The sequence below is a fragment of the Capnocytophaga sp. oral taxon 323 genome (assembly GCF_001278825.1).
Taxonomy (GTDB): domain Bacteria; phylum Bacteroidota; class Bacteroidia; order Flavobacteriales; family Flavobacteriaceae; genus Capnocytophaga; species Capnocytophaga ochracea.
The window spans coordinates 246,425-261,729 of record NZ_CP012589.1 but is presented as its reverse complement, the minus strand read 5'-3'; the positions used below and the strand labels follow the sequence as shown (position 1 = coordinate 261,729).

Sequence of the window (15,305 nt, the reverse complement as noted above, 5' to 3'; positions counted from 1 at the left end):
CTCGTCGTACTACGATTTAGGTTCATAAGGTGGTATATCTAACTTTTCAGGATTTCCTTTTAGAGTAACTAAAATCACTCCGTTTTTAGCTTTCTCACCGTATTTTTCAGTAGCTTTTTTGTCTTTTAGCACTACGATACTCTCTACTCTTTTAGGGCTGACATTGTTCATAAAAAGCTTTCCTACTTCAGGATCTGAAAACTCTACATCATTGACAATAACCAGAGGAAAATCTTTGTTAGGATTTTCTATTCCTGATAGGTTATCTTTCTTAGAAGTGTCTTTGCTTTTCTTCAACGTAATGATAACCACTCCTTTTTCGGCTTTACTGCTACATAAAACAGTAGCAGAAGGATCTTTAAGTGCGCTTTTAAGTACGTTGATATTCTCAATATCATTAGGATCAATTGCGTTTAAAAAGATACTACCTATCTTGTTATCGTCTATCAGAACGCCATTCACCACGAGCAAGGGTGAATTCTGCTCTCGTGACACAATTTTGGTAACTGTTTTTTGCGCTGATAGTGCATAAGTGGTTATCAGCAATAGTAATGTAATAATTCGTTTCATATCAATTGGTATTTTTAGTTTTTTATTATTCAAATACAGCTGCGATAGCTTCGTTGTGGCGTTTGCGGTCACGAGTATGGCTACCAGAAGCAGGGGCTGCATAGGCGGGAGTACCTACATAATGCCATTTTACCAAATCGAAATTCATTAACATATAACCATAAGCGCCCATATTTTTAGGTTCTTCTTGCGCCCAAATAAAGTCGGTGGCGTGTTTGTACTTCGCTATAATGGTTTTGAGCTGTGTTAGCGGTAGCGGGAACAGCTGCTCGATGCGCACTAAGGCTATATCGTCTCTGCCAAGTTTTTCGCGTTCGGCATAGAGGTCGTAGTAATAGCGACCAGAGCAAAATACTACGCGTTTTACTTTTTGAGCTTTAACGAGAGGGTCGTCTAACACCTCTTGGAACTGTCCACCAGCTAAGTCTTCCACAGTTGAAATCACTTGGGGGTGACGCAATAAGCTTTTAGGAGTGAATATTACCAACGGCTTACGGAAGGTAGTCTTCATTTGGCGACGTAATAGGTGGAAAAAGTTAGCGGGGGTAGTACAATTGGCTACATACATATTGTTCTCAGCACAGAGTTGCAAATAGCGTTCTATGCGTGCTGAAGAGTGCTCAGCTCCTTGTCCTTCATAACCGTGAGGGAGTAACATTACCAATCCGTCTTGCACTTTCCATTTGTCTTCACCACAACAGATATACTGGTCAATCATTATTTGTGCGCCATTGGAGAAGTCGCCGAACTGTGCTTCCCATATGGTGAGCGTGCGCGGACTTGCCATTGCATAGCCGTACTCATAGCCCAAGACTCCATATTCGGATAACAACGAATTGTAGATATGGAAAGTACCTGTTGCCAATTGTTTGGCTTTGAGGTCTTGCAAGAAGCATATTTCTTCTTCGGTATCTTCTGTTTTGAGCACAGCGTGACGGTGTGAGAACGTACCGCGTTGCACATCTTCCCCAGTAATACGTACATCGTAGCCCTCAGTAAGGAGTGAACCATACGCCAAGAGCTCTGCCATTCCCCAATCGATATGGTTGTGTGCATACGCTTCTTTACGGTCGGCTACAATCTTCTTCACCTTACTGATAAAAGGTTTATCGGCAGGCAATTCAGTAAGTACAGCAGCTATTTCGTCGAGTTTTCGTTTGCTAATAGTCGTATCTACCTTTTGTAACATTTGTTTTGGCGACGCTATTTCAAAGCCTTGCCATTCGGTTTGCATAAAAGGCTTTAATATCGTAAGTGGTTCGCGACGAGATGCTTCGAGGTCGGCATCAAGAGTAGCTTTATAAGCATTCTCTATCTCGGCAACATAACTTTGCTGTATGAGCCCTTCTTCGATTAGCTTCTGTGCGTAAATATTGCGGGGATTGTCGTGCTTACTTATAATTTTGTACAAAAGAGGTTGTGTAAAACGCGGTTCATCGCCTTCATTATGACCGTATTTACGATAGCCAAAGAGATTGATATACACGTCTTTGCCAAAGGCTTGGCGGTAATCGATTGCCAAGAGAAAAGTGCGCACTACGGCTTCGGCATCGTCGGCATTTACGTGAAGCACAGGCGAATCGTTCATCTTTGCAATATCGGTACAGTACAACGACGAACGCGAGTCGGCAAAATTAGCAGTAAACCCTACTTGGTTGTTAATCACTATATGCACGGTACCCGCGTTGGTAAAGCCTCTCAAGCCACACATCTGCACTGTTTCGTAGACGATACCCTGCCCTGACACAGCAGCATCACCGTGAATAATGATAGGCAAGGCTTGTCGGAAATTCCCTTGACAATAACGGTCTTGTTTCGCACGAGTAATACCTCCCACAACTGCATTTACAGCTTCGAGGTGCGAAGGGTTAGGAACCAAATTCATATCTACGTTTTTTCCGGCACGAGTAGTGCGTTGGGTGGTGATACCCAAGTGGTATTTTACATCACCGTCGAACCAATCGTCCATTTCGTAATCCTTACCGTCGAACTCGGAAAAGATATCCTTTGGATTCTTGCCGAACACATTGGCTAATACATTTAATCGCCCACGGTGCGCCATACCGAGTACTACGTGTTTTACGCCTTGCTCGGCAGCAGCTTCCACCATAAAGTCGAGACCTGCGATGAGCGCATCGTTGCCTTCAAGCGAAAAGCGTTTTTGACCTACATACTTAGTATGAAGGAAGTTCTCAAAAGAAGTGGCTTCATTAAGTTTGTTAAGGATTTGCAGTTTTTCTTCCTTAGAAAACTGAGGTTTATTGTGATTTTGCTGTAATCGTTTGGTGAACCAATCGCGCTCTTGGGGATTGTGAATATACTGATATTCTACCCCTATCGACTTACAATAAGTAGTATTCAACGCCTCAATAATTGCACTTAAAGGCGAGGGAGCTAAGCCTATTTCACGGGCAGCATCGAAGGTAGTATTGAGGTCATCCGTCGTAAGCCCGTAGTTTTCGATAGCCAAAGTAGGTGTATATGGCTCACGAGGACGTAGCGGATTAATTTGTGCGAATAAGTGACCGTAAGTGCGATACCCATTGATGAGGTTAAGCACGGCAAACTCTTTCTTGACAGTTTCGGAAAGCGCAGGGTTTTCGTTACCCACCACTTGTTGTACCATTACGGGTACCGCTTCTTCTACCGGAGTGCCGTATTGCTCTTGAGCAAAATCGAAGCCTTGAAAGAAAGCGCGCCAACTGGGTTCTACCGCATCGGGGTTTTCGAGATATTTATCGTATAAATCGCCAAAATAAGCCGTACTTGCGGCATTCAAAAAAGAATACTTATCCATAAAAAGCAATTGTTTCGTTTATTTTTCATTAATGATAGGCAAAGGTAATGTTTTGTTTTGGAATAACCATACTTTTTATGAAATATTTTTAAGATAATGTATTAGTAATTTGGGAATTAGCCAATTAGAAAATTAGCAAATGAGAATTCAGAATAAAAAAGGAATATCTAACCTTATGAAAATCTTAAAAATCAATAAAAATTGAAACTACAAAATAGTTATGATATTTAAAAATATCAACTCATTAAGCGGATAGTTTTCTTTATATAGATATTATCTATGAGAAATGAGGAAAAAAAAGCCATTTTGGAGGGAGTTTGACCGAAGCTAAAGCGAACCTAAGACGAAGCTAAGACGAACAAAAGACGAACAAAAGACGAAGGAACGCTATTAATAACCTATATATTAGATGTTTATAAGAGCCATTTATGATAGATAAAATCTATTGAAAAGAGGAAATTTAGTAATGTTTATTGTGAAGGCAATTTGCCAATCGCCCCTACAATGTAACTAAAAGAAATTGATTATCAATGTAATCAACTTTTCCAAAGGTGCGAGCCACACAGGCAACTTTGGCAAAGTGTAGCGACGCAAATGCAATTTAAGACTTTTAGAACAGCCTCAATGTAGCTCTTGAAGTATCTTGGCACTTTTTTTGTAATTATATATTTTCAAAAGATTTGGTTTTTATGAAGAAATACTTTTTTATAGCACTCCTCTGCTGGGGAGGTACTGCTCTTTGGTCTCAAAACAGCGAGGAAATAAGTAAAGAACGCGCTGGTTATGAACAACCTTATCACCCTGAGGAAGACGGTGATGCACGTATTACACAACTGCTAAAACAAGCTAAAAAAGAACACAAAAAAGTGTTGGTGCAAATAGGTGGGAATTGGTGTGTGTGGTGCTTGCGCTTTAACCATTTGGTGACTACTACGCCTGAACTGAAAAGTATTTTGGATAAGAAATATATTTTTTATCACCTAAACTTCTCACCTGAAAACAAGAATGAAAAGGCTTTTAAAAAGTATGGAAACCCTGGCGCACAATATGGTTATCCCTCTTTTTTGATTCTGAACGAAAAAGGAGATGTGCTTTTCACTCAAAAAAGTGAAGATTTAGAATCGGGGAAGGGGTATGACGTGAAGAAAGTAAAGAAATTCTTGCAAGGAAGGTTATAATTTGCAAATTAGAAAATTAGAGAATTAGCAGATTGTGTTATTGGCTAAATTGACTAATAATTTTGATAATTTCAACGGCTTGAGTGGCAGGTACGGGATTAGCACCTTTGCCTGTTAAAGCTTGGTAAAGGTCGTTGTAAAAAAGCCAATAGTTACCGTGTTGTGCAGTGGTAAACAAACGTTTTTCAAGTGTATGGAGAATGCCATTAGGCTCGGTAACAGAAGGTAGCCACTGAGAGGCTGAAGGGATAGTGCCCGCTACTAAGGCATTTTCTTGTCCGTCGAACCGCTGTTGAAGAAAGGAACCCTTAGTGCCGTGCAAGGTGTACTCCCATTGGCGTTCCAAAGCATAGGTAGTGGATTTAAGGCGGACGCGTAGTTCGTTTTCGTAAAAGAAAATCAGTTCAAAATAATCGTCGGTTTGAGTACCTTTGCGAAGGTAACCCAAATCGGCATACACGTTTTTAGGAGTACCGAATAGCTGGAGCGCTTGGTCTATGAGATGTGCTCCTAAATCGTAGAGAGCCCCTCCCCCACGTTCGGGAGTTTCCTTATGAGCCTTGACACTAATTTCACTTCGGAAACGGTCGAAGCGGATTTCTACTTCTTTAAGTTCGCCCAGTACACCACTGTTTACTATTTCTTTTACCTTTAAATAATCGCCATCATAACGCCTATTTTGGTAAACGGAAAGCAACTTGCCTTGTTTTGTAGCCAATGTATTGAGTTCTTCAGCCTGCTCGACAGTAACCGTAAAAGGCTTTTCAACCAATACATTCTTATTTGCTAATAACGCTTCTTTGGCGTACTCATAATGGGTTTGCACGGGGGTATTGACCACTACCAAATCTATCGCAGGGTCTTGTAGCATTTCGTTTACTGAGCGATAGAGTTTAGCGCCAGGATATAGAGCGTGCGAATCGGAACGATGGCGTTCTACTATCGCATAGAGGTGATACTGTGGGTGTTGTGCTATGAAAGGGGCATGAAATACCCGTCCACTCATACCAAAGCTGGCAAGGGCTACATTAATAGTCATTAGATAAGTATTTATAATTCTTTTAGGGAATTGATAATGTCCTTCATCTGCTGGTAATTCTTTTCTTTTTTGCTAGCTAACGTCCAGGTAAAAACTTGGTAGTAGGTCTTTTTAGTTTCGACAATAGCCACCACGTAAAAGACTCCGATACCATTGACGGTTTCGGTAGTTTCAACTACTACAGCAGGATATTTATTAATGGTAGTTTCGGTAATTTGTTTATCAGTAGGGCGCATCATCTTGGCTTCTGCCCAACCTTTTTTGCAGATGCTAAAATAGTCCTTTAATCCGAAGGATTTAACAAAGGCTTTTTTGTTTTTAATATGCAAAGAGTCCTTTAACACTTGGTAAAGTACCTCATTAAGCTCCTTGCGGTCTTCATCGATTACTGCAACAAAAAGCTCGGACTTACCGTTGCCATATTGCAGAGAGGCTTCTTCATAAAGATTATTTTGGCTGGTAAGAGAGTTAGGTAGTGTCATTTCATATCTATCTTCAACTTTCACTACTTGAGTGGCTTCAGAGGAGGTATCGCTCACTCTGCAAGCCGTAGCTAAAAGGAAGACAAAGATGAAATGCAAGTTACGTTTTAAACGCTTCATCTCTTTCCTAATTTAGTTTTTTCCGCCACAAAAGTATAAATAATTTTTAAACTAATCAACTTTTTAGCAAAAAAATAACACAAATACTTTTTTAGTTGAAAAAAAAGGTTGAATTTTGTACCCGAAAATACAAGAAGATGCTACCGCTGAAAGACACATTAAAACACAAAGGTTTACGGAATCAATTAGCTGATTTATTGAGAGAAAAAGGCATAAAGGACAAGCGTGTATTGGAGGCTATTCGCACGATACCACGCCACTTGTTTATGGATAGCAGTTTTGAAGACCACGCTTACCAAGATAAGGCTTTCCCGATAGAGGAAGGACAAACTATCTCTCAACCTTATACCGTAGCTTTCCAAACGGAATTGCTACAAGTATCACCTCGACAAAAAGTATTGGAGATAGGTACGGGCAGTGGCTATCAAGCTAGCGTACTGCTATATTTAGGGGTACAGCTTTACACTATTGAGCGACAACAGAAACTCTTTAAGCAAACACAAAAACTACTTCCCAAACTAATGAATCGTACTGTGCATATGTACTTTGGCGACGGTTATAAAGGGATTCCTAACGAAGCGCCTTTTGACCGTATTTTGGTAACGGCAGGCGCTCCTTATGTGCCGAAAGCGTTGCTTGCACAATTGGCGGTAGGAGGACGTTTAGTAATTCCGATAGGAGAAGAAACTCAAACAATGACGCTTTACGAACGCATATCGGAAAAAGAATTTCACAAGACTACGCACGGGACTTTTCAGTTTGTACCGATGCTAAAAGAGAGAAACTGATGATTAATGATTAATGATTAATGGTGAGTGATTAGTAGTGAATGATTAATAATAATTTATATGAGAACCATTGCTTTTGTTTTACTATCGTTATTGCTGTTTTCGTGTAAAACAGTACAGCGCCCTAAAATGACAGCTCCTATGGATGAAGCTGCTATTAAGATCCTTAATGAAGGAACGTATTATGTGTATTCTGAACCTATAGAAAAGCAAGCACCCTTGTTCTTTCCGCTACTGCCCAAAGAATACCAAGAAAAAGCACAATCTTCAAGTAAATTCAAATTGCAAGTAAAAGCCGATTCGCTTTATGTGAGTTACCAAAAAGTAAAGGATAGTACAAAAACCGTTACGATGAGGGCTGGCTTCAAAGGCAAACAGAAAAAGAACTTTTGGCAACGCTATAATAGGTTTAGAATCTATCCGTTTATTCCTATTTATTTAGGAGTGGATATTGATAGAATACGCATAGCTCCTGATAAAGATGGGGATTTGTTAGTAGAAGTTTACAAAGACCGACAAGGTGCGGTTATGTTTGTACAGTTTTTCAATACTTACTACGATACTTTTGTATTTAGACGCGAAGAACATAATGAATTACCTGAAAAAACTACAACAGAGTAAGTTAAGATTTTTGGAGTTAGCAGATTAAAAAAGAGCAAAGCGACTTAACGTTTTGCTCTTTTTGTTCCTTAAATAAGTTTCTAAGGGTAATGATACGGGAAGTTTACTGCTTTACATAGGTTTCTACTAAAGTATGCTTTTTACCTTTTTCATCTTCTCCTGAAGCACTAAGAGTAAGTTTATTCCCTACTATAGACATAGATTCTGCTTCTCCAGTAGTTGATTTTAAAACTATAGTATTGCCTGAGACAGTGTAAATAAATGAAATAGATTCACACTTACATTCGTTGTTTTTTAAAGTATCAAGCGCACAATTAGAGAATACCCCTTCTTTTTCTAAGAAAGTGAAAGATCTACGATAAAGGCATTTTTTAGAGGCTTTAGATATCTTTTCACCATCGTCAAAAACAATATCCTCTACATTCTTTCCATCAATAGTCATACTTTCTAACTTCCAAGTGCCAATTAAGTTCTTGTTTTCTACACTTCCCCCGCTGTCGCTTTTACCACAAGCGATAAGGGTTACTAAAATTACTGCCATAATGGCTACTACCTGTGTAGCAGTGCAAAAAGTCGCCCACGCTACGTTTTTGTTTTTGTTTTTCATTGCTATTGTTACATAAAATTAAGTTTATACCTACTCTGTTCAGGCTTTTCGGTTACCGCCTTTTAGGTAGGTTTCGCTATAATAAAGCAATAAAAAACGTGGGAACATTCCTTATTGCTCAATTTCTGAAGCCCGACCAAAGGCTATGTTACAAAGCAAAAGGAATGCCCACGTAACCGCAGGCATTTCCACTTTCACTTTCCTTGTAACATTGAAAAATTGGTCGTTTTCAGAAATTAGGAAACTGTAAAGCGAAACGCTATATGTTATTTTATAATATGTTTTAAAAACTATACAAGTTAGTACTTCTTATAATAGTTATTTTGGTTTGATGAGGCAAATGTACAAAAAAAATATCATTCCTGCAAAATAAAAGAGTATTTTTGACAAAAATATTGTGTTATCAACTTTGGCAAAGTTTAAAACTTTGCCAAAGTATGTGAAGCAACAAAAAAGCAATGTGCTTTTTCTTGCACATTGCTTTTTTTATTTATTACTTCTTATTTCTTATTTGTAAAGATTGCGAAGTTCTTTAGCGGTATCCACCATTGCGTGGAGAGCTGCTTTGGTTTCTGGCCAGTGGCGCGTTTTGAGTCCGCAGTCGGGGTTTACCCACAATTGCTCTTTTGGCACTACCGAAATGGCTTTCTTCATCAAGTTGGTCATTTCTTCTTGTGAAGGTACGCGTGGTGAGTGAATATCGTATACCCCAGGTCCTATTTCGTTAGGATATTTGAAGTCGCCAAAAACATCGAGGAGTTCCATTTGTGAGCGAGAGCACTCTATGGTAATCACATCGGCGTCCATATCGGCGATAGCTTCAATCATATCGTTGAACTCGGAATAGCACATATGGGTGTGGATTTGAGTTTCGTCTTTCACACCTGAGGCTGAAATGCGAAATGCTTTGATTGCCCAATCGAAGTAGGCTTTCCACTCGCTCTTGCGCAATGGCAAACCTTCGCGGATAGCTGGTTCGTCAATCTGAATAACTTTGATGCCCGCTTTTTCGAGGTCTACTACTTCATCGCGGATTGCTAAAGCTATCTGCAAACAAGTTTCAGAACGCGGTTGGTCATCGCGTACAAACGACCATTGCAAGATAGTTACAGGCCCTGTAAGCATACCTTTTACGGGCAATTTGGTAAGCGATTGTGCGTATTTACTCCAGCGTACAGTCATTGGTTCAGGACGAGAAATATCACCAAAGATAATCGGTGGTTTTACGCAACGTGAACCGTAACTTTGTACCCAACCGAATTTGGTGAAGGTGTAACCTTTGAGCAATTCACCAAAGTATTCCACCATATCGTTGCGCTCAAATTCGCCGTGTACGAGAACATCGATATTGGCATCTTCTTGGAAACGAATAGACTCTTCAATTTCTTTTTCCAATAACTTGTCGTATTCAGCTTGAGTGAGTTCTCCTTTTTTGAAACGAGCACGCCAGCTGCGTACCTCGTCGGTTTGAGGGAATGACCCAATAGTAGTTGTAGGGAAAAGAGGTAAGTTTAACGCTTTGTGTTGTGCTACTTTACGCTCGTTGAACGGACTATGGCGCACATCGTCTTTGGCTGTGATGTTGTTCACGCGCTCTTTAACTTTGTTGTCGTGGATAAGCGGTGAAGTTTTACGTGTTTCAGCTGCTTTTTTGTTTTCTTCAAAAACGGCTTTTACCTCAGGAGTTATGTGACCTGTAGCAAGGGCTTGCAAAGTAGTTACTTCTTTTACTTTTTGTTTAGCAAAAGCCAACCATTGTTTGATTTCAGGGGTAAGCACTTTCTCGTTGTTTTCGAGTTCGAGGTTGCAAGGAGAGTGCAATAATGAGCAAGAAGTAGCTATCAATAGGCGATCAGCACCGATAGCTTCTTTAGCTTTCTCAATCAATGCTAATGAATGTTCGAAGTTATTTTTCCAAATATTACGTCCATCTACTACTCCAAGCGATAGTTTTTTATCGGCAGGAAGAGCTTTGAGCACTTTGTCAAGCTGAGCTGCTGCGCGCACTAAATCGATGTGCAATACATTGAAAGGCAATGATACAGCTAATTCGGTATTATTATCCAATGCTCCGAAGTAGGTAGTGAGGATAAATTCGGTAGTAGGGAATTTGCTTCTTAGCTCGGTATATACTTTTTTGTATACATCGGCAGCACCTTTAGGAAGGTCGAGAGCTAAGTAAGGCTCATCTATTTGAATAGTTTTAGCACCTGCATCTACTAAACTTCGTACGATTTGTACGTACACAGGCAATAGACGTTCAGCCAAGTCTAAACGGTGGAAACCTTGTTCTTTTTCTTTACCGAGAAGCAAGTAAGTTACCAAGCCGATAAGTACAGGTTTAGTGTCGAAACCGTGTTTTTTAGCCAAGTTATACTCTTGCAAAGGTTTGTTTACAAGAATTTTGAAAGATTGGTCTTTGGTAAACTCGGGTACGATATAGTGATAGTTGGTATCAAACCATTTGGTCATTTCCATTGCAGTAATATCGATACCATCTTTTTGATAGCCACGTGCCAAAGCGTAATAACGTTCTAAATCACGCAAATGTTTAATTGGTGCAAAACGCTCAGGAATAGTGCTTACTGTAAACGAAAAGTCAAGCATTTGGTCATAAAGAGAGAAGTCGTTAGAAGGAATCAAATCTACTCCTGCTTCTTTTTGTAGTGTCCAGTTATGTACACGAATATTTTCAGCCACAGCTAAGAGTTCTTCTTCTGATATTTTACCAGCCCAGAAAGACTCATTGGCTTTTTTAAGTTCTCGTTTTTCACCGATACGAGGATAACCTAATACGTTTGATTTCATATATTTTTATTGAAATTTTAATTGGGCGCAAAGATATGAAAAATAATATCGGTACACAAATTTTTAATAATAAAATTTGTGTACCGATATGAATTTAGAATATTTTCCTAAGAATAAACTTCAAAACAGAAAAGCTAAAAATATTATCTGTTGTTTATTGTAATACTTCTTTTACTTTATCGGCGGCTTCTTGGAAGAGGATTGCTGAGTGAACCGCTAAGCCTGAATTGTCTAATATTTCTTTAGCAAGCTCGGCATTCGTACCCTGCAAGCGCACTATGATAGGCACTTTGATAGCATCGCCCATATTTTGGTAGGCATCTACTACCCCTTGTGCTACACGGTCGCAACGCACAATACCACCAAAGATATTGATAAGGATAGCCTTTACATTAGGGTCTTTGAGGATAATACGGAAAGCAGCTTCTACGCGTTTGGCATCGGCGGTACCTCCTACATCAAGGAAGTTAGCAGGTGAACCACCCGCTTGTTTGATCAAGTCCATCGTAGCCATTGCTAAGCCTGCACCATTTACCATACAGCCCACGTTACCATCAAGAGCAACATAGTTGAGCCCTACCGCTTTAGCTTCTACTTCTACTGGGTTTTCCTCTCGTGTATCGCGATAAGCCGCATACTCAGGGTGACGGAAAAGCGCATTGTCATCAAGAGTTACTTTGGCATCTACTGCCATTATCTTATTGTCAGAAGTTTTTAGAACAGGGTTAATTTCAAACAAACTGGCATCAGAAGACACATAAGCATTGTAGAGTGCTGTTACGAACTTCACCATTTCTTTTTGAGCCTCACCCGTAACGCCTAAGTTGAAAGCAATCTGGCGAGCTTGGAAAGGTAAGAGCCCTACGGTAGGGTCGATTTCTTCGGTGAAGATAAGGTGCGGCGTTTTTTCGGCAACTGCCTCAATATCCATTCCTCCTTCGGTAGAATACATAATCATATTTTTACCTTTGGCACGGTTCAATAGTACCGACATATAGAACTCTTTAGGCTCGCTTTCTCCAGGATAATATACATCTTCGGCGATGAGCACTTGATGTACTTTTTTCCCTGAGGGGGGCGTTTGAGGGGTAACGAGTTGCATACCTATAATTTGAGAAGCTATAGGCTCTACTTGGTCTAAACCTTTAGCTAACTTAATGCCTCCGCCTTTTCCACGCCCTCCAGCGTGTACTTGTGCTTTTACCACGTACCACTGAGTATTAGTGGCTTCGGTGAGTTGTTTGGCTGCCTCTACGGCTTCGGTGGGGGTGTGAGCAACAATGCCACGTTGTACGCGCACCCCAAAACTCGAAAGGATTTCCTTTCCTTGGTATTCGTGTAAGTTCATACGAGAATGATTTGGTAACTATTTGGCAAAGATACAAAACAATTTATTAATTAGCAATAAATAATGAACAATTTTTAGTGTTAACTTCTTATCTCTTACCTGAAAGTACCTCTTTCGGCACTCCGCCTTTGTGAAGCATAATGGCAGTTGTTTTGAACTCTACAAAGGCTTTAGTTACATACAAGTAGCCTTCATAATCGTTGCGCAAGCCCCAAGAGTTTTTCACGATGTAGTACTCACGTCCGTTTTGGTCTTTGGCAAGCCCTACGATGTGCATTGCGTGGTCATCGGTAGTTTGATAGTTGTCAAAATCACGCTGACGCATCTCGGGGGTGATGGTTCTCTCGGCAGTAGGAGGATTAGAAAAAAGATACAAGGCTTCCTCGTTACTCATCTCACTCACTTCTTTTTCAGGCACAAAAGCCACTCCGTTTTTCCAACTGAAATAACGCTCACTCACATCGGCTGCCCACGCTACAGTATAACCTTTTTTAAGAGCGTTGTCAATGGTTTTTGTAAGGTCGGTCATTGCGATATTGTAAGCATAATCAAAGCTCCAGTTATCGGGTACTGCCATAAATACGTTTTGGTATTTAGGTTGGTCGGCATACGATACCATTTCTATATAGTCGGCAGGATTGATACCTACGCGCTCTTTAGCAAAGCTCTGAGGAGTATATTTTTTGCCTTCATACATAAAACTTTCGGGTACTGCACCTAAATAGGCATCGATGGTCGCTGTGAAAGCAGGTAACCAATTAGGAGTGAGTTTTTTCTTCTTTTCACCATTTCTTATCATTCCTTTTAAAAAGCCTTGTAGGATAGCGTGCAGTTCACCAAAATCATTGCGAGTAGTACCATAGTGCAAGCCTGTATAAACATTTTGAGGTACAGCACCATATTTGGCGTACATATTGATTACATCGTGGAGTTCACCTCCTTGTCCGTAATCTAAATTGCCGTGCATACGCACATATTGTTTAGCTTTTTCGATATAGCAATTGCGAGCAGTGAAGATTTCGGCAAGGTCAATAGGATTTTTGCCCATACGTTTCATTTCACTTTCTATAAACGAAGCCCCTGCATAGCTCCAGCAAGTGCCGCTACTACCTTGGTCTTTCACGTCGGTGCGTTCGAGGTTGATAACGGTAGTAAACTTAAAACCAGCGTTTTCTGAGTGGTTACCAGCTACCGATTTGATAAGGTCGTCCTGTGCAGTTCCTATAAAAAAGGAAGATAGTGCTACAAATAATGTAATGTTTTTCATAAAAGAATACTTAATAATGAAGCGCAAAGGTATGAAAGAATTAGCAGAATAGCAAATTTGGCATAGTTATCGCTATAAAAAAGTAAATGCTCAAACATTATGAAATATTTATGCTTGTACATATCACTTTTATTAGGATGCTTAGCTGCTCAGGGTCAACCTTTTGAAATACAAAAGAAAGATAATAAGGTTGTCATTCCGTTAGAGAAATCACCTGAGTTAGAGTATAAGGGAACGCCTATCAATCTGCGGGTAGCTCCTAAAAAAGAGGAGAACCCTTGGATGAAGATGCCCGAAAAAAGCATTGATTTTACGGGAAAGAGCAATTTGGTACAGCGCAAAGTAGAGTTTAAACCTAATTATGAGGTACTCAACGACCATAAGCAAGAAGATTATGAAGCACCTAAAGGCGATCAGTTTTTTGGTGACTTCACCAATAATGGGAAGTTTGTAAATGTATATTGTCGCGACTTCGCTGCTATTGATGGCGATCGAGTGAGTTTATATGTGAATGGAATAGAAGAAGTTCGCGACATTTTTCTCCTTGGAGAGTTCAGAGGTTTTAAAGTAGAATTAAAACCAGGTTTCAACAAAGTAGAGTTTTTGGCACTCAACCAAGGCGAATCGGGGCCTAATACTGCCGAGTTTATGGTGCTGGACGACAAAGGCAACACCATTATACGCAACCGTTGGGATTTAGCAACAGGATCAAAAGCACAACTCGTAATTGTAAAAGACCAATAAAAGAGAAGAATTATTTTTATTTGTTACTTTTTTTAGCTCATATTTTTATAGGAGATTTCCTATAAAGATATGAGCTTTTTTGTAAAATCGTTTAAAGGGGTTTTTGAACAACAAGAGCAATAGCATCTAAGTTCTTTTGGTGTTTTCTAAACGTTTTCTTCATATTCATCACGCGTTTGCGCAAATCGGGGTGGGTAAAGAGATTGAAGAAGAATTTAAGCGTGCGGAATATCCCTTCATCTTGCCATACACGCTTGTTTTCAAGTAGGAGCATTGCGTTGTGCTGTTCTTTCACCACCTTAAAACCTTGCTCTTCAAAAAGAGTTTTCCACTCACTGGGGGTCATAGGGCGTGCGTGTACACGTATATTGGCACTTAGTTCTTTAAAAACATCGTTTTTCACCTCGTCGCTCACATTGTCTGGCTGTAAGCCTAATTCGTGAATAGCGTAATAACCTCCTGGTTTGAGTATCCTAAAAGCCTCTGCAATAATAGCTTTTTTGTGTTCAAGAGGTTGCATAGTGAGCATTGCCTCTCCATACACTTTATTAGCAAAAGCATCAGGAAGTGTAGAAGCTGCGGCATCAGCTACAATCACACGTGCATTTTCATAGTGAATATTCTTTTTAGCCAAAGCTGCGGCTGCCTCATTCATATCTACTCCCGTATAGCTGAAAGGCTTGTAAGAACAGGCTATATTAGCCGTAAATCCTAAGCCTGGGGCAAACTCTACAATATCATCTTTGGAGGTAATCTCTAAGTTTTTTACTAACCATTCGCTGAGTACTCTTCCTCCTGGGCGCAACACTTTCTTGCCGAGCTTGGCGAGAATCCAGTGCCCTTGTTTTTCATTTAATGATGTTTCTGTCTTCATCGTTTCAATGGTTTTTATAATTTAGGAGACAAAAGTACGAATTTATTTTGAATGTTTCAAAA

Annotated in this window: 13 protein-coding genes; 4 read left to right on the top strand and 9 right to left on the bottom strand. The window is 39.9% G+C overall.

What is annotated here, in order from left to right; translation table 11 throughout:
- Positions 1–9: 9 nt before the first annotated feature.
- Positions 10–570, bottom strand: a complete 561-nt coding sequence (locus AM608_RS01170) for a TonB-dependent receptor plug domain-containing protein (protein WP_053580491.1) — start codon at positions 568–570, stop codon at positions 10–12.
- Between the two features lie 25 nt (positions 571–595).
- A complete protein-coding gene (locus AM608_RS01165) occupies positions 596–3,367 on the bottom strand; it encodes a 2-oxoglutarate dehydrogenase E1 component (RefSeq protein ID WP_053581813.1) in 2,772 nt (923 codons plus the stop codon).
- A gap of 689 nt (positions 3,368–4,056) precedes the next feature.
- Here AM608_RS01165 and AM608_RS01160 point away from each other — a divergent pair.
- Entirely contained in the window at positions 4,057–4,545 is a 489-nt protein-coding gene (locus AM608_RS01160) for a thioredoxin family protein (RefSeq protein WP_009411346.1), read from the top strand.
- A 37-nt stretch (positions 4,546–4,582) separates the two neighbouring features.
- Here the strand turns inward: AM608_RS01160 and AM608_RS01155 are convergent, their stop codons facing one another.
- Together AM608_RS01155 and AM608_RS01150 are read right to left on the bottom strand one after the other, a co-directional pair.
- Positions 4,583–5,584 carry a Gfo/Idh/MocA family oxidoreductase gene (locus AM608_RS01155; protein ID WP_053580490.1) on the bottom strand — a complete coding sequence of 334 codons (1,002 nt, stop codon included), beginning with the start codon at positions 5,582–5,584 and terminating at the stop codon, positions 4,583–4,585.
- Between the two features lie 11 nt (positions 5,585–5,595).
- Positions 5,596–6,186, bottom strand: coding sequence for a hypothetical protein (locus AM608_RS01150; RefSeq protein ID WP_002671504.1), 591 nt, complete (start codon positions 6,184–6,186; stop codon positions 5,596–5,598).
- 137 nt (positions 6,187–6,323) lie between these two features.
- On the opposite strand from AM608_RS01150, the gene AM608_RS01145 reads away from it, so the two are divergent.
- Together AM608_RS01145 and AM608_RS01140 are read left to right on the top strand one after the other, a co-directional pair.
- On the top strand, positions 6,324–6,974 hold the full coding sequence (locus tag AM608_RS01145) for a protein-L-isoaspartate(D-aspartate) O-methyltransferase (protein ID WP_002671501.1): 651 nt from the start codon (positions 6,324–6,326) through the stop codon (positions 6,972–6,974).
- Positions 6,975–7,034: 60 nt separating this feature from the next.
- Positions 7,035–7,595: a hypothetical protein gene (locus tag AM608_RS01140; RefSeq protein ID WP_053580489.1), complete on the top strand. Its 561-nt coding sequence runs from the start codon at positions 7,035–7,037 to the stop codon at positions 7,593–7,595.
- 103 nt (positions 7,596–7,698) lie between these two features.
- Here AM608_RS01140 and AM608_RS01135 read toward each other — a convergent pair whose 3' ends face one another.
- From AM608_RS01135 to AM608_RS01120, 4 genes are all read right to left on the bottom strand, one after another.
- Positions 7,699–8,202 (bottom strand): lipocalin family protein, encoded by a 504-nt coding sequence (locus tag AM608_RS01135; RefSeq protein WP_053580488.1) that lies wholly within the window; start codon positions 8,200–8,202, stop codon positions 7,699–7,701.
- Positions 8,203–8,709: 507 nt separating this feature from the next.
- Entirely contained in the window at positions 8,710–11,010 is a 2,301-nt protein-coding gene (gene metE, locus AM608_RS01130) for a 5-methyltetrahydropteroyltriglutamate--homocysteine S-methyltransferase (RefSeq protein ID WP_053580487.1), read from the bottom strand.
- A gap of 154 nt (positions 11,011–11,164) precedes the next feature.
- On the bottom strand, positions 11,165–12,358 hold the full coding sequence (gene sucC, locus AM608_RS01125) for an ADP-forming succinate--CoA ligase subunit beta (protein ID WP_053580486.1): 1,194 nt from the start codon (positions 12,356–12,358) through the stop codon (positions 11,165–11,167).
- A gap of 88 nt (positions 12,359–12,446) precedes the next feature.
- On the bottom strand, positions 12,447–13,625 hold the full coding sequence (locus AM608_RS01120) for an aminopeptidase C (RefSeq protein ID WP_053580485.1): 1,179 nt from the start codon (positions 13,623–13,625) through the stop codon (positions 12,447–12,449).
- 99 nt (positions 13,626–13,724) lie between these two features.
- On the opposite strand from AM608_RS01120, the gene AM608_RS01115 reads away from it, so the two are divergent.
- Complete coding sequence (locus AM608_RS01115) at positions 13,725–14,369, top strand: hypothetical protein (protein WP_053580484.1); 645 nt, start codon at positions 13,725–13,727, stop codon at positions 14,367–14,369.
- Between the two features lie 91 nt (positions 14,370–14,460).
- Here the strand turns inward: AM608_RS01115 and AM608_RS01110 are convergent, their stop codons facing one another.
- Positions 14,461–15,243, bottom strand: a complete 783-nt coding sequence (locus AM608_RS01110; protein ID WP_053580483.1) for a class I SAM-dependent methyltransferase — start codon at positions 15,241–15,243, stop codon at positions 14,461–14,463.
- Positions 15,244–15,305 lie beyond the last annotated feature (62 nt).